Origin of the sequence: Pseudomonas sp. RW3S2 (genome assembly GCF_014268955.1) — a bacterium.
In the GTDB taxonomy this organism is placed as follows: Bacteria; Pseudomonadota; Gammaproteobacteria; order Pseudomonadales; family Pseudomonadaceae; genus Aquipseudomonas; species Aquipseudomonas wayambapalatensis.
This window is the reverse complement of record NZ_JABWRM010000004.1, coordinates 229,409-246,044: the sequence shown is the minus strand read 5'-3', so window position 1 is coordinate 246,044 and position 16,636 is coordinate 229,409. Positions and strand designations below refer to the sequence as shown.

Sequence of the window (16,636 nt, the reverse complement as noted above, 5' to 3'; positions counted from 1 at the left end):
ACAGGTGCCTGATGACCAAGCAACGTCGCACCTTTACCCCTGAGTTACCGCCCGCGGCTACAAAGCCTGCAATACGCTGCCCGCCCCCTGTGGGAGCGGGCTCGCCCTCCAAGCAGCCACCCCGCAAATCAAACCGGCATAGCCATTGATCCCAGGACAGTAAACACCTGAGCCTACGCGCGCTTACTTCGCCGCCTCGGACAATTGCTGGATCAAAGCCACTGTCAGATAAAGCCTCGGCGCGATGCTCGACAACTCGATGTACTCGTCATCGGCATGCAAGCCCGCCCCCACCACGCCCATGGTTTCAAGCACTGCCGGCTTCTCGCTGCCGGGCACGTAGGCATAGCCCGCATCAGTCCCGAAACGCATGGCAATCGGCTCGATATTGCGATCGATCTTCGCGTAGAGCGTCTGGGCGGTTTTCGCCAACTGCTCGGAGCCGGCGTTCTTCGCCAGCGGCGGGCGGCCCTTGTCGAGGCGCACCGTCACTTCGGTGCCCTCGATGAGTTTCTTCTGTACGAGCCGTTGCGCGTCGGCCAGCACCCGGTCGCTTTCGCTCAGGTCCGAGTAGCGCATGTCCGCCTCGGCCGTGGCGCTGGCGGGAATGATGTTGCGCTTGTCGCCCGCCCTGACCATCGTCCAGTTGACCGTGGTGCCTTTGGCCGGGTCGCCGAGGTCCTTCAACTGCAGCATCTGGTGGGCCAACTCCATGGCCGCATTACGCCCAGCCTCAGGTGCGGACCCTGCGTGGGAAGACTTGCCTTTCACTTCGAGAAATACGCCATTGATGCCATTGGTCGCGACTGTTACCGCGTCCTTGTCCGGCGGCTCGTACGAGAACACGTAGTCATGCTTGCGCGCCAGTTCCGCGATGATCGCCTTCGAGCCGCTGGAGCCGGTTTCCTCATCCGGGTTGAACAGTACGGTCAAGGTGCCGAAGCCTTTGAACTTCTCGTCCTGCAGCAGCTTCAGCGAATGCAGGATCATCGCCACACCCCCTTTGGCATCGGCCACGCCAGGACCATAGGCACGCTCGCCCTCGACCTTGAACGGCCGCTTGGCCGCAGTGCCGGGCAGGAACACCGTGTCGTAGTGGACCATCAGCAAGAACGACTTGCTGCCGGTGCCCTTGAAGGTGCCAACGATGTTGTCACCCGCCGACGGGCTGGCCGGGCTGGTCTTGACCTCGGCACCCAACGCCTTGAGCCGCTCGACCAGCAGGGCGCTGACGGTTTTCAGCCCCGGCGCCTGGCCGGTTCCGGTGTCTACGTTCACCAGTTGCTTGACGGTGGCGAGATAGGCCTTCTGCTCGGCTTCGGCCTTTTTCAATAGCGCGTCGGGAGCCAGGTTGGCGGCGAGTGCGGAAAACGACAGGAATGACAAGGCGATGGCAGCGGCGATCGATGAGCGTCGGATGGGCATGCGAAGTCCTTTATCAATGCAAGGGGAACCTGCAGCTTTGACCATCGATGGCGCTGGCGCCAGCTTTGTAGACCATTTGATGAAGTGCAGGCCATTGGCCTTGATCCACGAAGCCCCGCGATTGCGGGGCTGGGAATTCAGGCAAAGACCTTGATTGTCAGTGCGGTGATGCCCGCCACTGCTGTCACCAGACCGGTGGCGATGCCGATCGGGTACCAGAAGGTTTCTCGGGTCAATTTGCCTGCTTCGGTATTGAGCTTGCGAGTCTCTGCCATCAGTTTGGCAATCTCGACGTGAATCTTCTCCGCTTCGGCTTGGGGCATGTCGTATGGATGCATGAGTCTTCCCTTCGGATGCCGGCTGTTTGTGGGTTTCGACATGGCGCGAGTTGATTGAGGCGAACAATCTATCGTAAGGCGGATGCTCGGCAAAGTCAGCGGGAAGCTATCCAGGCCGTAAGGGGTTTCGCGGGCAATGTTTCCCTGACGGACTGACCATCGGGGCCGCGGCAAGCAAGGCTCTACAGGCCAATACCTGGTGCTCTTGGTAAACTGGCGTCTTGAACGCCTCCTGTGCAACTCTGTTGGTATAGCGCCCCGAGCGAAAAGCACAACGCGACAAAATTGTTGGTAATCGGTATTGAATACGTTGAACGAACGGACTGCATCACAAGCCTCAAAGCCACAAACCACGCGCCCTGAACCCTCCCGCCGGTTCAGCGTTGCACCCATGATGGATTGGAGTTCTACTTCCTAAAGCCCTTTCAGTTCAAGGCTTTCCGCCAAGTCATCCTGACTACGTAACAATTTCGTACCACCCTTGCGTGTCTACCCAATCCGCTTTAGGCCATAACTCCTTGGCCGATTCACTTGTGAACGCCATGGGTGACCACTTTCGACCCAGAGCTGCCTTTCGCAGAGGGCTGCAAGCGACCATAAGTGAGCAGCTGCATTACATCCCCAGGCAATGGCCTTGCAACAACTTATCAGAATCGTTGGCCGTCCACTGCCAGTCGAAAAGCAGGTCTGGACTGAACGCCGCCCCTTGATCGCGACGCTCTGCCATAGGCAGTTCCAGGTCGAAAGCCGGTGCCGCTACAGCGGAGGTCGCTCCAACTGAACCCACTCCTGCACGGTCGGACGCTGCCATTGTCGCTGAGCATAATCCTCTAGTCGAACGGGAAGGCGATCTCCATTTAGTAACAGTCGATTCAGCATCAAAGCGAGATCGACATCGGCGATAGACCATTCGCCAAAAAGGTAGTCCGGGCTATCGTCCAGCAGCAGTTGCGCTGCCTCCACCAACTTTTGCGACGAGGACTCAGCCGAGACTGACAAAGCACCGTATTTAACGCCGTAGAACACGCCAAGCGTGGAGCGCTCCTGGCGGATAGGTAGCAAATCACTTCGCAGCCAGGCTTGAACTTGCCGCGCCTTGGCACGTTGCAGCGGGTTTGTCGGGTAAATCGGCGCCTGAGGGAACAGGTCTTCCAGGTACTCGGTGATTGCGGATGATTCAGACAATGCAAATTCGCCATGCCTCAGAGTGGGTACTCTCTGAGTCAGCGAAAGACGGGAATAGTCCCGTGCATGATGCTCCAGTGTGTCCAGGTCAAGGGTATTCATCTTGAACTCGATTCCCTTTTCACGAAGCGCCACAAAACATGACATGGCGTAAGGGCTGGTGAATTGAGCGTCAACGTATAAGCACAGCCTTGAATCGTTCATACCGTCATCTCCATATGCAGGAGAAACTACGATAGGGGTTCAGGTGCTATAAATAAAATTCATGTTTTTTATAGAGCCATTCCTGTTAGGAATGCCACAGAATTTCAAAATGGCTGTGTGCGGGGGACAATGGCGGAACTGCACGGGCCGCTGGGTTTTCTGCTGCATCACTACCGCTCGCGAGTATTCGTGGCTTGTCCTCCATGTGAGGGAGGACAAGGATGGTCAGTTCGACTCAGACGCGCTTACCGACCCATTGCCGCCTGTGGTGACGTTTCGCAAATCAGGCAACGGTGGACACAAACAGGCCCGGTGCAGTCAATCAAAGCCTCACAGGGATGCCCAGGAACGACTGGCATGGATTGTCTTCCGACGCTGATCACAGATCGGCTGGTTCCCACACCCCTTCAGTAAAGGATTCATCCATCATCCAAGAGCTGTTCCCCTGCTGGGAGGTGGTTCGCTACTTGGATCGTTGTGTCCCATGGCCGTACCCAGAAGACGGGGCTCTGATCTATGTCCGAGATATCGCCCTGCCTGCCATCGCAGCGGATCGTGAATGGCACTGGATGATCCGCATGCGCAACGATGCTGGCTGCACCCTGAGTAGCATCAGTTCGTATGATCAGCCTGGAAACAACAGAGGCTTCTGGCTCGTACCACAATGATGGATTGGGCAGCTGTTTTCTAAAGACCTTTATTCATGAAGCCTACAAACGACAACTCCAACCTTTGTACCAATGTTGTACCACCTGCTTTGAACCCCTCCCCTGATAGCAGCCTAGTCAACGCGCCTGCGGCATGGGGATTTGAACCTACTCTCAAAAACTCCATGTAAAAAGAACCAACCTATGAAGTTAAAAGATCTCACCGACACCTAATGCCTATGTTAGATGATGCACACTGGGCTGAGGAAGCAATGGCGTGTGACGACAACCAGTTTACCCGACGCGCCTATATCCGAAGTGTCTTCGCGATGATCGAAGGCACTACCTGGGTTTTAAAGCAAACCTTATTGAAAGCTATAGAGATAAAAGGGAAGACATTCCGCCCGGGGGAGTACGAGCTCTTATCAGACAGGAGCTACGAACTTAAGTAAAACGAAAACATATAAGAGCAGACCAAATTCCTAAAACTTCCAGACAATATCAGATTTACCTACAAAGCCTTGGGAAAATACACCAAAACAGAATTTGACCTTGGGATAGGAACGACCGCCTGGGAGAACTTTCTAGAAGCCCTTAAAGTCAGAAACAGAATTACCCACACTAAAAACACTTCCGAATTCTCCGTATCCAATTCGGAAATTGCCATCTGCCAGCAAGTTACGTCTTGGTTTAACCTTTTGACGCTCCAATCAGTAAAAGTATTGTTCAAACACCCTTGAAACCTTAGCCAGAACCGGACACAAAGCTCACTTCTTGCACACCCCGATTGTGCCGGAGTATTAACGAGAAAAAGCGCCCAAGCCCTATATACAAAGGACTTGAGCGCTTTTTTGCGTCTGCAGCCCCCCCCTCGAGCGGAATACAGGAGCATCAAATGGCGCTAGGTTTGCCTCCATTTTTGCCCCACCCTTCTACCGAACTCGCCACAATTGGCCGATCTGCGTGGTATATGACCCACTCATCAGCTCGCGGCGCATCCCCCAATCGGGGCTGCGGGGGACGCTGCCCGCCCTCATTGTCCCTTGCCCATACCGCTCGTTGATCTGGTCCACCACCGACATCAGTTTGTCACTCGCCACAGGCTGCGAGATCGCGAATAGATCGTCCGTGAACTCACCTGGCTGTCGTAAGTCGAGTAGTAACACTTCGGCCTTGCTGTACCGGTAGCCCGCCCTGAAAACACGCTCTACTGCACTGGTCGCCGCCCTGGTGAGCAGCAGCGTGTCGTTCGTGGGGTAAGGCAGCTCCACAAGCGCTCCCTGCGCATGGTGCAGCTCATCAGGGTTGAACATACCGGTACGGATACTCACTCGCATACGCTTGCATACCGAGCCCTGCGCCCGCAGCTTTTCAGCCGCTCGTCCGGTGTAGGTGGCCACGGCCTGCTTGATCGGGGCAAGCTCACTCAGTCGCTTGCCAAACATCCTGCTGCAGCAGATCTCCTGCTTCGGTGGCGCCGCCTCTTCCAGCTCGAGGCAGGGAAAGCCAGCCAGCTCGCGCGCGGTCTTCTCCACCACCACGCTGAACTTGTCCCGCAACATGCTCGGATCAGCCTTTGCCAGGTCCATTGCTTTCTGAATCCCCATGCTCTGCAGATGCTCGGTCATCCGCCGCCCAATACCCCACACCTCTTTGATCTCGGTATTACGCAGCACCCAGTCACGCTCGAAATCCGTCGTGATATCGACCACGCCGCCCGTGTGCGCGTGCAGCCGCTTTGCGGTGTGGTTGGCCAGCTTCGCGAGGGTCTTGGTGCGTGCGATGCCGACACCGACCGGTATGCCGGTACGCTGCAGCACCTTGCCCCGTACCTCGCGGCCGAACTGGGTCAAGCTGCCCTGCACACCTGTGAGATCGGCGAAGCATTCGTCGATCGAATAGACCTCAGCCGCAGGCACCATCGACTCGATGATCGACATTACGCGCTCACTCATGTCGCCATACAGCGCGTAATTGGAAGAGAACGCCACCACGCCGTGCCGCTTAAGCCTCTCGCGGCATTGGAAGTACGGTTCTCCCATCTTCACGAACGGTTTGGCGTCGTAGCTGCGTGCGATCACGCAGCCGTCGTTGTTGCTCAGTACGACGATAGGGGTCTTGGCCAGATCCGGCCGGAACACGCGTTCGCAGCTCGCGTAGAACGAGTTGCAATCGATCAGCGCGAACACCTGGTCACTGCGCATGATCGCGCACGCTGTAGCGAACAACACCCCAGATGACCAGGTCATCGCCCTCCATCACGTACCGGGGCGGATAACTGGGATTCTCGGACTGAAGCATCACCACCCCACCTCGCCTATGCAGGCGTTTGCAGACAGGCTCAGCGTTGATCGCAGCGATCACGATGTCGCCATGCTCTGCGTCCTTGCTACGGTCTACGATAAGAAGGTCGCCGGAGAAAATGCCAGCACCCTGCATGCTGTCGCCCTCCACCTGCACCAGGTACACATGGGGCGCCCGCAGCTCGAATAGTTCATCGAGCGAGATGTGACGCTCCAGATGATCCGCCGCTGGCGAGGGGAAGCCTGCAGGCACTCGAAACGAGTACACGGGCAGCAATGCAGGGCCACCGGTCGGGACTCCCAGGAAAGTGATGGTCATGAGGGGTTATTCCAGATAGATAACTGTATATATGTACAGTTAACTGTCAGATCTTTCCCCCGTCAACGCGAGGCGTGCGGAAGCCGACGAACGAGCGAGGTGAGGTATGTGCGGGCGTTACTCGATCTACGAATCCATGGACAACTACCTCCGACAGTTGAGCCTCGACCTGGTCGTGATCAATGGTTATGACCACGAGCAGATCAATCGATACAACGTCGCCCCCTCCACCCGAGTGGAGGTGATTCGACCTGCGCCGGAAGGGGTGAGGGTGGATCGAGTGAAATGGGGATGGGCGCCGTTTTGGGCGAAGGGGAAGCGTCCTGACCCGATCAATGCGCGGGCAGAAACGGTGGTGACGGGGAAGTTCTTCAAATCGCTTTGGCCGAATGGCCGAGCCTTGGCACCGGCGAATGGCTGGTACGAGTGGATAGCCGATCCTGCGGACCCAAAGCGCAAGCAACCCTACTACATCCAGGCAGCGGACGAGGCCCCGCTGTTCTTCGCGGCGCTGGCCGAAGCTCACCCAACACTTGAACCAGACGAACGGGACGGCTTCGTGATCATCACCGCTGCAGCTGACCAAGGTCTCGTCGATATACACGACCGCAAACCTCTTGTGCTCTCGCCCGAGGTTGCTCGTGAGTGGATCTCGCCAGATACATCGATGAAGCGCGCAGAAGAGATAGTGCGGACCGGTTGCCGAGCCGCAGGCGATTTCAAGTGGCATGCAGTCCGTAAGGATGTAGGTAGTGTCCGTAACCAGGGTCCTGAATTGATATTACCTGCGGATTGAAAGAACCTCAGCCAGTCCTCGGATAGCTCTTGCGCCTGTCTTGATACTAGGCTTGAGTTGCTTGCGTTCGGACGAACGCCTGACACTCTTGATAGACTAGGACACCTTTTTTCTTGAGGCCGATCTGGACGGTATAGCTGACCGTTCCATCGGCCTTTTTCCTTGCTTTGATCGTTGCCATTTTTCCGGTGGTACAAGGGTGATTGGCGGTGGTAAATCGCGCCACTGTCACACCAAAACACCTGAAAACTCCGGGAAATGGCACAAACCGTGTAGAACAGAATGTCTCTAGAAATAGCCTCAAACCCACAAACCACGCGCCCTGAACCCTCCCGCCGGTTCAGCGTTGCACCCATGATGGATTGGGGTGGTACTGCTCAGAGGCCTTGATCCACGGTCGTTTTAACGCAACACTCCACAATCCGTACCAATTTTGTACCAACCACCCTCGCGTTGACGGCCATAAAAAGCCCAGCTCTCGGCTGGGCTTCTACAGATACCTCTATGCAGCTTCCATCACTGCCTGGCGAGCTCGATCCACGCCCCAAGCCAGCGCAGTAGTCATCGTCTCCCCTGGCCGATTGTCAAATGACTCTTCGTAAACGACCTTGCCTCGTGGCGAATACACGCCAATGAACAGCTGCGTACTGCCAGTTCGTGACAGACGTACTTGAACGTCGATGGATGTCCCGTCGTCCAGCACTTCTACGTGATCACGGTGATGCAAGGTCGGGTCAGCCCAATCCCAAAAGATCTCGCCTCGAGCTCTCATATGGCCTCCTTCGGCCTGCGATTCCTTCCAAGAGTCATACCACCTTAGACCTACTGCGCCGGCTGCCCAATGGTAGATGGGGCAAAATACGTCGTTTCCTGATCGACGGGCCAAATTCTTAGACAAAGCCTAATGCTTGTACAGCTTTCCGTTCATGCTCATGTCTTAGACCGCTGACGCAGCAACGAGAGGATGCATCATCTAGGCCGCCCAATTTATTCGATCTGAGCAGATTCGCGACACCACGTTGAAGACTCGCAAACGTCCGATATCAAAGATCTCGGACTTCAAGACGCAACCTCGAAAAAGCAGTTAAAAACGCTGTCGGAACAAACTCGCACCCTTGCTCGACCATTAGCCTAGCAAGCCTCATCATCACCCGCGAATTATTCTGCCCGTATTTTTTTTCGAAGATAGGATACTTCTTGACTATCTCAGCCGCCAAATCATGACCATTAAAATCCAAATATTCTCTAGGCAAAAGTATGCTAGCACCGCCAGCGAACTCAAGTAACTCATAAGCTTGCCCTTTTGCACCAAGCAAATCTTCTACAAACCAATCCACGCTGGCCTGCCTGAGCTCTTTAGCAGATAGCCATTGCGAAGCCTCTACTGGCACTGGACTATTACAAAACTTATCCAATGCATAACTTTGCGGATCCAAGATATTTAGTGCATAGATAACATTCAACGGATTGAAAATTAAGTTTTCAATTGCATAGCACAAGCCATCACCGAGAACAGTTATTAGTCCTCTAGACCTTTTACGAAACTCTACCTTATCCCTATCAATAAGCCCCCGAATTGTAGTTGCGCCTTGTTTCTTTAAATCGCCGACCTGACCTTCCACCATACTACAGCAGCCAACTCCATTCAAATGGGATATGAACTGCTCTACGAGCTCATCGTCCAGTGGCACCTCCCTAAAGGTGGCACGAAAGACATCATTGACCTGATTCTTTGGCAGTTTTTTGGCAGCAGCGGAGAACGTCAGACTTACTTTTGAGTCAGAAAGGTATCGCTGCACCCCTGAATATAGCGCCGCATAGCATTCAGCATCATAATAACTTTCAACATAGACCTGGCGCCTATTATGCGGACTAATGGAAATCTGAGTCACGCCCTCAAGCAACTCCGCAATACCTTCGTCCTTCGACACCCTCGACACTCTTCCGTCACGAAGAACGATAACGCCGGATGATGGAGCTAAAGCTACTGTACTGGGAGAATGCGTTATGAGTACAACCTTTGAATTAAACTTTTTTGAAACTACATCCAGGAAATCAAAAAACTGGATTATCATCGACGGATGTAGAAAGGCATCTGGCTCATCGAACAGCATCAGGCCGGGCGCATCAAGTCCCACTCCTTCTCGATAGTGGATATTGAATAGAATCAACGTTATATAAAATAACGTTTTTTCACCCGAAGAGAGCTCAGCAAACGAGATCTTCTTATTACTGCGCCTATCCCAAAGCTCAGTAATATAATTGGGCTCATTACTCGCCGGAATGGAAAACTCAAACTTTCCATAAAAAACATCTCGCAACAATTTGTTCAATGCAATCCAAGGCGGCGGACCAAAATAGCTTACTTCCTTCTCCTTAGGCACCGGCTCCCAACCTAACTCTTCGCCATCAAGAACCCTGAGCCGATCGAATCTATTATTTTTCAACCTCCAAAGATAGACATTAAAAAGCTTCGAAACATTCGGCACTACCACAAGAGCACTCGAAGGATTGTCAAAATTCATTTCCACTTGCTGCGCAGTTAAATCCTGAACCTCCACCCCTAATTTATCCGCTATACGCCTGACAATTATATGCATATCTTGACGAGGAGGCACTTGATACTCGTGCAAATTGACTCCTGCCACCTGACGCAACATTTCATCCCAGGGTTTCACATAAGTATCTTTATCAAGCATAAAGTGCTGACCTGCTTCTTTTGCCTGCTTGGCAAAGGCTTCGATACTGAACTGCTGCTCTACAGGCGCAGCCAGGCTCTGGCCTTCAATCAACTGCACTTTATGCGGAAATATTTCCTCCCCATTACAAAAGACTTGAATGCTTCCATTTTTGATTGCACCGAACAATCTGCTCTTGCCGCTTCCGTTTTTACCTGTTAATACTGCAATAGCCTCATCTAACTCAAAATTTTCAACAAGATCAAACCCTTGAAACTCTGCTCGCCTAACAAACTTCAACATACCCCCTCCTACTTTCGATCTCAGTCTATTTAAAATGTCTAGCACGCCAATCTATCTAGCAACGCATTCAAAACTAGCCCAACCTTACTGGAAGTCAACACCCGAAATTAGTACTTTAAAAATCTAAAGAAGCGTCCCCAATGATGATAGCTCCCAATTTGTGATTACAAGTTCACCGGTCATCTCGGTCTTACCATGTCGCTGGTTAGCATTGCTATAGCGGATATCCAGGCATTCAAATTGGAAACCGTCGAAGACGCGCCGGATGTCAGGGTGGTCGTTGATGCTGACCATTACCCTACCCTTGCAACGGCGCATGAAGTCAGCCATGCGCTCGTACTCCTCGAACGGAAAGTCCATGCCGTATCCAGCGGTTTGCCAGTAAGGCGGGTCCATGTAGAAGAAGGTATGGGCTCGATCGTAGCGCTCCGCGCAGGCGCGCCAGGATAAATTCTCGACGTAGGTACCGGCGAGACGCTGCCACGCGGCGGACAGGTTTTCCTCAATGCGCAGCAGGTTGATGGCCGGCCCGGTGGTGGCTGTACCGAACGTCTGCCCGGTGACCTTTCCACCGAAGGCATGCTGCTGCAGGTAGAAGAACCGGGCAGCACGCTGGATGTCGGTTAGGGTCTCGGGGCGTGTCATTTTCTGCCACTCGAAGATCTGGCGGGAACTGAGCGCCCATTTGAACTGGCGCACGAACTCCTCCAGGTGGTTCTGCACAACACGGTAGAGGGTGACCAGGTCACCATTGAGATCGTTTAGCACCTCCACTTGGGCGGGCTGGGGACGCATGAAGAACAACGCGGCACCGCCGGCGAAGACTTCGACATAGCATTCATGAGGGGGAAATAGGGGGATCAAGCGGTCGGCCAGGCGGCGTTTGCCACCCATCCAGGGGATGATTGGAGAGGTCATAGGTGTGCAAGTCTTTACTGTATGGATAAACAGGTGTTAGGCTCGCCGCGCTTTGTGCACAAGGCAGAGGCCACGGCTGGACTTGCAGGAAGGGTCTGCGGGTTCGGTGGGCCGGGCTGGATGTTGACGCATCCGCCCGGCTCGCCTCTTTACTACTGAGTGACTTCGCGCACGTAGGCCTGGCAGGCCTGCAGCGCGATCAGTCCCCGGTCGCCTTCGTCAGTGATGGCGACAATTCGTTGAGCATGCGCTGGGTCAAGTTGGGCGCGTACGGCTCCATGTACCACGCCTGCGGTGCTGGTGGATTCTCGCACCCTACCGTCACAACCCTGGGCGGCGAAGGTTCCGGCGTCGACCAGGACTGACAGCCGCAGATCAGCGGTAGCAAGCCGGTCACGCAGACGAGCCTGAGCTTGTTGAGCATCGTTTAGTTCCTTCCAGTGCGTTTTGGTCTGATCCTGCAGACGAGCCTCCAGGGCGCGACGTGCATGCTGCTGCTCAGCCAGCTGGTCGAGCGCAGCTGCAGCAGCCTCCTCACGCTCACGGCCGTGCAGGCGGTCCTTCTCAGCCAGCTGTCTGCCGTAGTCGTCGGCCTGTTCGGCGAGCTGCTTCCCATAGACGTTGGCCTGCCACACCCAGGCTGCCCGGGCACCGAGGGCACACACGAGCACCAGAACTAAGAGAGCGATCAGACGACCACTCCAGGCGCTCACTGCAGCACCTCTAGGGCTCGTTTATAGATGGCCATGCGATCATTCAAGCCGTTGGTACCGCCGTTGATCCGCTTAGTGATGGCCAGCATGTCACCCTTGTCCGCCAGGCTGTTCAGGCCCTCCTTCTGCCAGAACCAGCCGGCCGACATCGCGGCGTATACCGGCTGCTCGAGCAACTCAGGGGTGTTGAGCAGGCGGCTGTCACCGAACAAGGCCTCACTACAAGCCTCGTAGTTGTATCGGCCCGTGACCTGAATCAGTCCGCGACCACGGTAGAACTGGCCGTCGCCATCAGCCTCAGGCGTGTTACCTAGGCGCTTCGCGAGGCTGCCGGTGTCGTACTTCGAAAGGTACTTGTCATTGCCAAGCTCGCGCACGTACTGCAGCTGGCACGACTCATGCCCCACCTGGGCAAGGAAGGCCGCCATGCGTAGGCGCGTGATGACGCTGTACTTGCCCATGGTGGCATTGAGACCGGGAACAAAAACGCCGGCTTTACGGCCGGCGTCGGGGAGGATCTGTTGCAACTGTTTTTCAGTAATCGGCATCGTCAAATTTCCTTCACTCATGAAAAAGCCCCGACGGTGCGGGGCTTTATTGGGTTTGTTCAGCGATCCAGGGCAGCGCGACAGGCCGCTGCTCGATCGCGGGGAAGGCCTCGGACTGGGGCCAGTCGCGCAGCGCCTGCAGGTAGTTCAGCAGCTCGGTGAACTGCTCCTGGGTCAACGTGGTGCTGCGCTGCAGGTCTTGTTCGTCGCGGTGCCGCTCGCGCAGCCAGAGCACTGCAGTGACGGCCGCGTCGCGCCACTCACGCTCACGCGCCTCCAGCTCTGCCAGCGAGACAGGGACCTCCTGTAGGGCCTCTACTTCTGCCCCCGCCGAGATCGCCTCAATTACCTGTTGGTAGACCTCGGGCGTATCGCTTTCCGTGGCATGGAATGGCAAGCCGTCGCACGTCACGACGTAGCTGCCATCTACCCGTTGCTGGATATCGCTGATCAGCCGGCGCGCCGGCGCCGCCTCGCCAAGTTCTTGAACCTCTACTGCTTCCATTACTGAATCCTCCAGGCAAAGCCCACTGAGTTGCTGTTGTAACCGACGACCGCTCCCCCGGCGGACACGCCCGAGGTACCGCCCACGGCCCCGCCTGAGCCGTTGTAACCGGTGGTGAAGTACGCCCAGGTACCACCGGCCGGCAGTTGCCCGGCGCCCTGCAGCACCACAAACTGACCCGCTACAGGCTTCAGGAAACTTGCGGCGGTATGACAAACCGCGCCGTTGGAAAGGACTGACCCAACCTCCAGGTCTGCCGAGTTGTTCGCTGCGTTTCGGACAGCCAGAATGTTGGTGTTCTGACTATGCAGCAGAGCCACAGCGCTGCTGGGCGTGGACAATCTGAGAATGGCTGCGCCGCCCGCGAGCGGATTGTTGAGGTTCAACGCGGCCGAGCTAACATCCTGCCCTTCGACGGCGATCTTGATTGCACCCGAAATGGTGCCTCCCGATTTGCTAACCGCATCGGTGATGCCGTAGCCATCCAGCGTGGTGGCCTTTGCCGCCTTGGAGTTCAGCGAGCTATCCAACTGCGCCTTGGTGTAAGCGTCTGTGATGCCGTAGCCCGCGATGGTCGTTGCCGAGTTGGCTTTGGATGCCAGCGAACTATCGATCTGCGCTTTGGTGTAGGCATCGGTGATGCCGTACCCGGCCAGCGTCGTCGCAGCGTTCGCCTTGGAGTTCAGCGAACTGTTGATCTGCGACTTCGTGTAAGCGTCGGTGATGCCATAGCCAGCAAGGGACGTGGCGTTGTTCGCCTTGCCCTCCAGCGCAGTATCCATCTGCGTTTTGGTGGCGTATTGGGTCGGGTCAAAGTTGCCCGTGTGCCACAGCTCACGCCAGGTGCCGGTCCCATCTACGGCGTTCTTGCGGACAAAGAATCCCTCTTTGTCGACGGCCGACAGGAAGTCAAACCCCATCTTGCCTTCGGGATAAGGGATGTGAAACCCAGAGCCGTAGCTGAATCCTGCAGGCTTATCGGTGGTGGCATCCCCAGCAGTGACAAACTGCGTCACCGCCAGATCGCGCATCGCCCCCGATCGAATCCCGGGCACGCTGCTCACGCCGCTGGATGTTTTGACCGCGTCGGTGATCCCGTAGCCATCCACCGTGGTCGGGTTGCTGCCGGCAGTCACACGGCCCTGCACGTCAACGCTCACCGAGCGATAGGTGCCAGCCGCCACGCCGGTTTTGCCAAACATGCGGGTGTAAACCAGGGCCGTGGTGCCGAGCGTCGGCAACGTGGTGTTCGACAGCTGCCAGATGGACCCCGCGTTGGCCGTGCCGTTCTCGACCAGTACCAGGTGGCCCGGGGTGCACTCGGCACTCTCGTTCAAGTCCAGGGCGCGCACCCAGGCGCCGGTCACAACGCTGTAGATGCCGTTCTGCGAGGCGGCCGCCTGATCCTTCACCAGCACCCGATCGCCCGTGCCAACCATGATGCCGTCGATGGTCTGCCCGCCCGACAGCGCAATGGCGCCGGTGGTGGCGACTCGCACGGTGCGTTTAACGTCGCTGGCCGCCAGGCTTTGAATGGCTTTCTGCAGCTGGGTCAGGTCGCCTTCGCTGGGCACCAGGCCGGCCGCCTTGATCACCGCCAACAATTCATCGGTGACCGCGTTGCCCCAGCTGGCCGGGATCAACGAACCGGGTTGCCCGGTACCGGCGTTTTCGTCGACGAACTTGCCGCCGACCAAGCCCACATTGGGCGTACTTTTCGGGTAATCCATGTGCTTATCCGTAGTTAATGGTTTCGAGTGTGTGCGCCGGCGCCGATCGGCTGACCAGGCATTCAAGGGCGCCATTCGAGGCGCCGCCGAAGGTTTGCCCCCAGTGGCTGAAGCCGAAGCGCCGACCGGCGGCCAGACGTGGGCCGGTTTCCAGGGTCCACATGAACTGCGCGGCCCAGGTGCCGAAGCGGGCCGAACCGAAGCGAGCCCGACCGAAGCGCGGCGCCCGGTGCTCAATGACCCGGGCTTGCCGGTAACCCAGGCTGAATGCCAGCTCCACGAAGTACGCCGGCGTCTGGCCGCCGACTTCCAGCAGCCGCCGGCGCACGGCTACTTGCCGATCCTGGAACGACGGCGATTCCCCCATGCAGGGGTCGGGCAGGTTCATGACCCTTTCCCAGTCCGGTACCAGTTCGCGCACGGTAGCCGGCTCACTTTCGGCCAGCAGCGCCATGGCGCGCAGATCCTCGCGGGCCAGTTCCTCGGCCGCCGCCTGCAGCAGCTGGTCAACGCCTGGGTTGAACTCGCGATCCCAGGCCGGCCCCGGGGGCAGCAGCGCGCGCAGCTGGGCCAGGTAGTCGTCCACCGTTCTCACGACCACAGCACACCCCCGTAGGTCAGCAGCTCGTTAGTGGCCGCCACCACGTCGCCCGCCGGCGCAAGCACCTGGTGGTCGCGCTCGCCCACGGCGCCGCTGATGGCCTCGGCGATATGGGTAGCCAGCAGGTCGCCGCCCAGCTCCGATTCCCGGTTGTGCAGGTCGATCAGGGCGGCTTCCACAGCACGGCGCACGGTGCTGCTGTCCGGGGTCACTGACAGCTGGTACTGAACCGGCTTTTCCACCGGGGCCAGCACGTAAACCTCGGCCGTTACCGGGCGTTCCTGCTCGATGTAGGCGGCCACGGTGGCCAGCGCCTCGGCGTTCGGAATGATGTCGTCATCGCCGTCACGCACGAAGAACACCGCAACCGTGCCCGGGCCAAGCCACTGCCGCACGACCCAGGCCCGGGTCACGCCGGCCACCTCCAACGCCCAGGTTTCGTAATCGCTCTTGCTGCCGCCGTGGGCAATGACCCGGTAGGAACGAATCACCCGGGCGCGCAGGGTTTCGATGCTCTCCTGCTCAGTACCACCGGCGAGGCCGGCCGCGCCGACCGTGAACACCTCATTGACGCCCAGCACCGGCGAGACCAGGCGCAGCTGGGTACCGGCGGGCGTGTTGCCCAGCTCGCCGGCGTCCAGCGCCTCGATCTCGGCCACCCCCGTGGTGGCGGTCAGTTTGACCGTGGTGCGGACCCGGAACAGCATCTGATCATCGCGCTGCAGCAGCGTGCCGGCGTCCAGCAGCGCGGTCACCGCGCCGGTGAATGCCGCCGACCCGGTAGCGGCCACCGCCTCCAGGCGGTCACGCTTGAGCCGTGCTCGGGCCATGCGCAACAGCGTTTCTTCGTCGGCGGTGTCCGGCAGGATCTGGTCGGCGATGTACTGCTGATGGCCGTAACGCCCATAACTGGCAGCGCCCAGGACGCGGGCCAGCACTTCGGCGTCGGAGCGCAGCAGCGCGCTACCACCGGACAGGTCGGACTGTGCCCGGGCGATCAGCGCGGGCAACGTAGGGGTTTCAAACGGCATTGATCACCTGCCACAGCTTGTCTAGTTGAACATCGATCACTGAGCCGTCGGGCATCGACAGCACCACCTGCAGGTTCAGCCGGGTGACCTCCCGCGACGCCGTTACGGTAACGGTCGCCACCCGGTCGTCATCGTCCAGCCAGGCCAGCGACTCGCGGGCGAACGCTTCGGCGTCGCGCACCGTGTCGTCGGTCAGCGTGCGCCGGCGCAGCTGCCAGAGGCGTGAGCCGATGCGGTCGCGCTCGACCGTGGGGAAGGTGTCGCCCCACCAGCCATAGCGCTGGTCGTCATCCAGTTGGTCGCCATCCTCGGCGCGCCGCCAGGTCAGCAGGCTGATCACCACGGCGCGCTGCCAGGCCTGTTCCGAGCCGTCATCGCTGAATAGCTGCATG

16 protein-coding genes and 2 pseudogenes are annotated in these 16,636 nt (G+C 57.6%); 2 read left to right on the top strand and 16 right to left on the bottom strand.

From position 1 onward, the window contains the following. Positions 1–183: 183 nt before the first annotated feature. From HU748_RS08115 to yfcF, 3 genes are all read right to left on the bottom strand, one after another. Positions 184–1,425, bottom strand: coding sequence for a M20/M25/M40 family metallo-hydrolase (locus tag HU748_RS08115; RefSeq protein WP_186720022.1), 1,242 nt, complete (start codon positions 1,423–1,425; stop codon positions 184–186). A 137-nt stretch (positions 1,426–1,562) separates the two neighbouring features. Next, complete coding sequence (locus HU748_RS08110) at positions 1,563–1,763, bottom strand: hypothetical protein (protein WP_238343313.1); 201 nt, start codon at positions 1,761–1,763, stop codon at positions 1,563–1,565. Positions 1,764–2,519: 756 nt separating this feature from the next. After that, positions 2,520–3,152, bottom strand: a complete 633-nt coding sequence (gene yfcF, locus HU748_RS08105; RefSeq protein ID WP_186666262.1) for a glutathione transferase — start codon at positions 3,150–3,152, stop codon at positions 2,520–2,522. Between the two features lie 357 nt (positions 3,153–3,509). Here yfcF and HU748_RS26395 point away from each other — a divergent pair. After that, positions 3,510–3,817, top strand: a pseudogene (locus HU748_RS26395) (GNAT family N-acetyltransferase); the annotation flags it as partial. Between the two features lie 914 nt (positions 3,818–4,731). On the opposite strand, the gene umuC reads toward HU748_RS26395, so the two are convergent. Both umuC and HU748_RS08095 read right to left on the bottom strand, forming a co-directional pair. Then, positions 4,732–6,003, bottom strand: coding sequence for a translesion error-prone DNA polymerase V subunit UmuC (gene umuC / locus HU748_RS08100; RefSeq protein WP_186720021.1), 1,272 nt, complete (start codon positions 6,001–6,003; stop codon positions 4,732–4,734). After that, positions 5,993–6,421: a S24 family peptidase gene (locus HU748_RS08095; protein WP_054926109.1), complete on the bottom strand. Its 429-nt coding sequence runs from the start codon at positions 6,419–6,421 to the stop codon at positions 5,993–5,995. The genes umuC and HU748_RS08095 overlap by 11 nt, the downstream gene beginning before the upstream one ends. A 106-nt stretch (positions 6,422–6,527) precedes the next feature. Between HU748_RS08095 and HU748_RS08090 the strand changes: the two genes are divergently transcribed. Continuing rightward, the gene (locus tag HU748_RS08090) at positions 6,528–7,217 is read left to right on the top strand and encodes an SOS response-associated peptidase family protein (protein WP_186720014.1); all 690 of its coding nucleotides are present in this window, start codon (positions 6,528–6,530) and stop codon (positions 7,215–7,217) included. Between the two features lie 49 nt (positions 7,218–7,266). Here HU748_RS08090 and HU748_RS26390 read toward each other — a convergent pair. The 11 genes and pseudogenes from HU748_RS26390 to HU748_RS08045 form a co-directional block, all read right to left on the bottom strand. Next, a pseudogene (locus HU748_RS26390) lies at positions 7,267–7,398 on the bottom strand (site-specific integrase); the annotation flags it as partial. Between the two features lie 321 nt (positions 7,399–7,719). After that, positions 7,720–7,989 carry a hypothetical protein gene (locus HU748_RS26385; RefSeq protein ID WP_238343312.1) on the bottom strand — a complete coding sequence of 90 codons (270 nt, stop codon included), beginning with the start codon at positions 7,987–7,989 and terminating at the stop codon, positions 7,720–7,722. A gap of 271 nt (positions 7,990–8,260) precedes the next feature. Continuing rightward, positions 8,261–10,198 carry an ATP-binding protein gene (locus HU748_RS08085; protein ID WP_186720011.1) on the bottom strand — a complete coding sequence of 646 codons (1,938 nt, stop codon included), beginning with the start codon at positions 10,196–10,198 and terminating at the stop codon, positions 8,261–8,263. Between the two features lie 123 nt (positions 10,199–10,321). Continuing rightward, positions 10,322–11,116 (bottom strand): DNA adenine methylase, encoded by a 795-nt coding sequence (locus HU748_RS08080; RefSeq protein WP_186720010.1) that lies wholly within the window; start codon positions 11,114–11,116, stop codon positions 10,322–10,324. Positions 11,117–11,268: 152 nt separating this feature from the next. Further along, entirely contained in the window at positions 11,269–11,829 is a 561-nt protein-coding gene (locus tag HU748_RS08075; protein WP_186720009.1) for a lysis system i-spanin subunit Rz, read from the bottom strand. Beyond that, positions 11,826–12,377: a glycoside hydrolase family 19 protein gene (locus HU748_RS08070; protein ID WP_186720089.1), complete on the bottom strand. Its 552-nt coding sequence runs from the start codon at positions 12,375–12,377 to the stop codon at positions 11,826–11,828. The genes HU748_RS08075 and HU748_RS08070 overlap by 4 nt, the downstream gene beginning before the upstream one ends. A gap of 46 nt (positions 12,378–12,423) precedes the next feature. Further along, positions 12,424–12,882: a phage tail assembly chaperone gene (locus HU748_RS26380; protein ID WP_238343311.1), complete on the bottom strand. Its 459-nt coding sequence runs from the start codon at positions 12,880–12,882 to the stop codon at positions 12,424–12,426. Next, complete coding sequence (locus HU748_RS08060) at positions 12,882–14,612, bottom strand: phage tail protein (RefSeq protein WP_186720007.1); 1,731 nt, start codon at positions 14,610–14,612, stop codon at positions 12,882–12,884. The genes HU748_RS26380 and HU748_RS08060 overlap by 1 nt, the downstream gene beginning before the upstream one ends. 4 nt (positions 14,613–14,616) lie before the next feature. Beyond that, positions 14,617–15,213, bottom strand: a complete 597-nt coding sequence (locus HU748_RS08055) for a putative phage tail protein (RefSeq protein WP_346655459.1) — start codon at positions 15,211–15,213, stop codon at positions 14,617–14,619. Next, positions 15,204–16,244, bottom strand: coding sequence for a baseplate J/gp47 family protein (locus HU748_RS08050; RefSeq protein WP_186720005.1), 1,041 nt, complete (start codon positions 16,242–16,244; stop codon positions 15,204–15,206). Before HU748_RS08050 ends, HU748_RS08055 begins: the two co-directional genes overlap by 10 nt. After that, entirely contained in the window at positions 16,234–16,635 is a 402-nt protein-coding gene (locus tag HU748_RS08045) for a phage GP46 family protein (protein WP_186720003.1), read from the bottom strand. The genes HU748_RS08050 and HU748_RS08045 overlap by 11 nt, the downstream gene beginning before the upstream one ends. Position 16,636 lies beyond the last annotated feature (1 nt).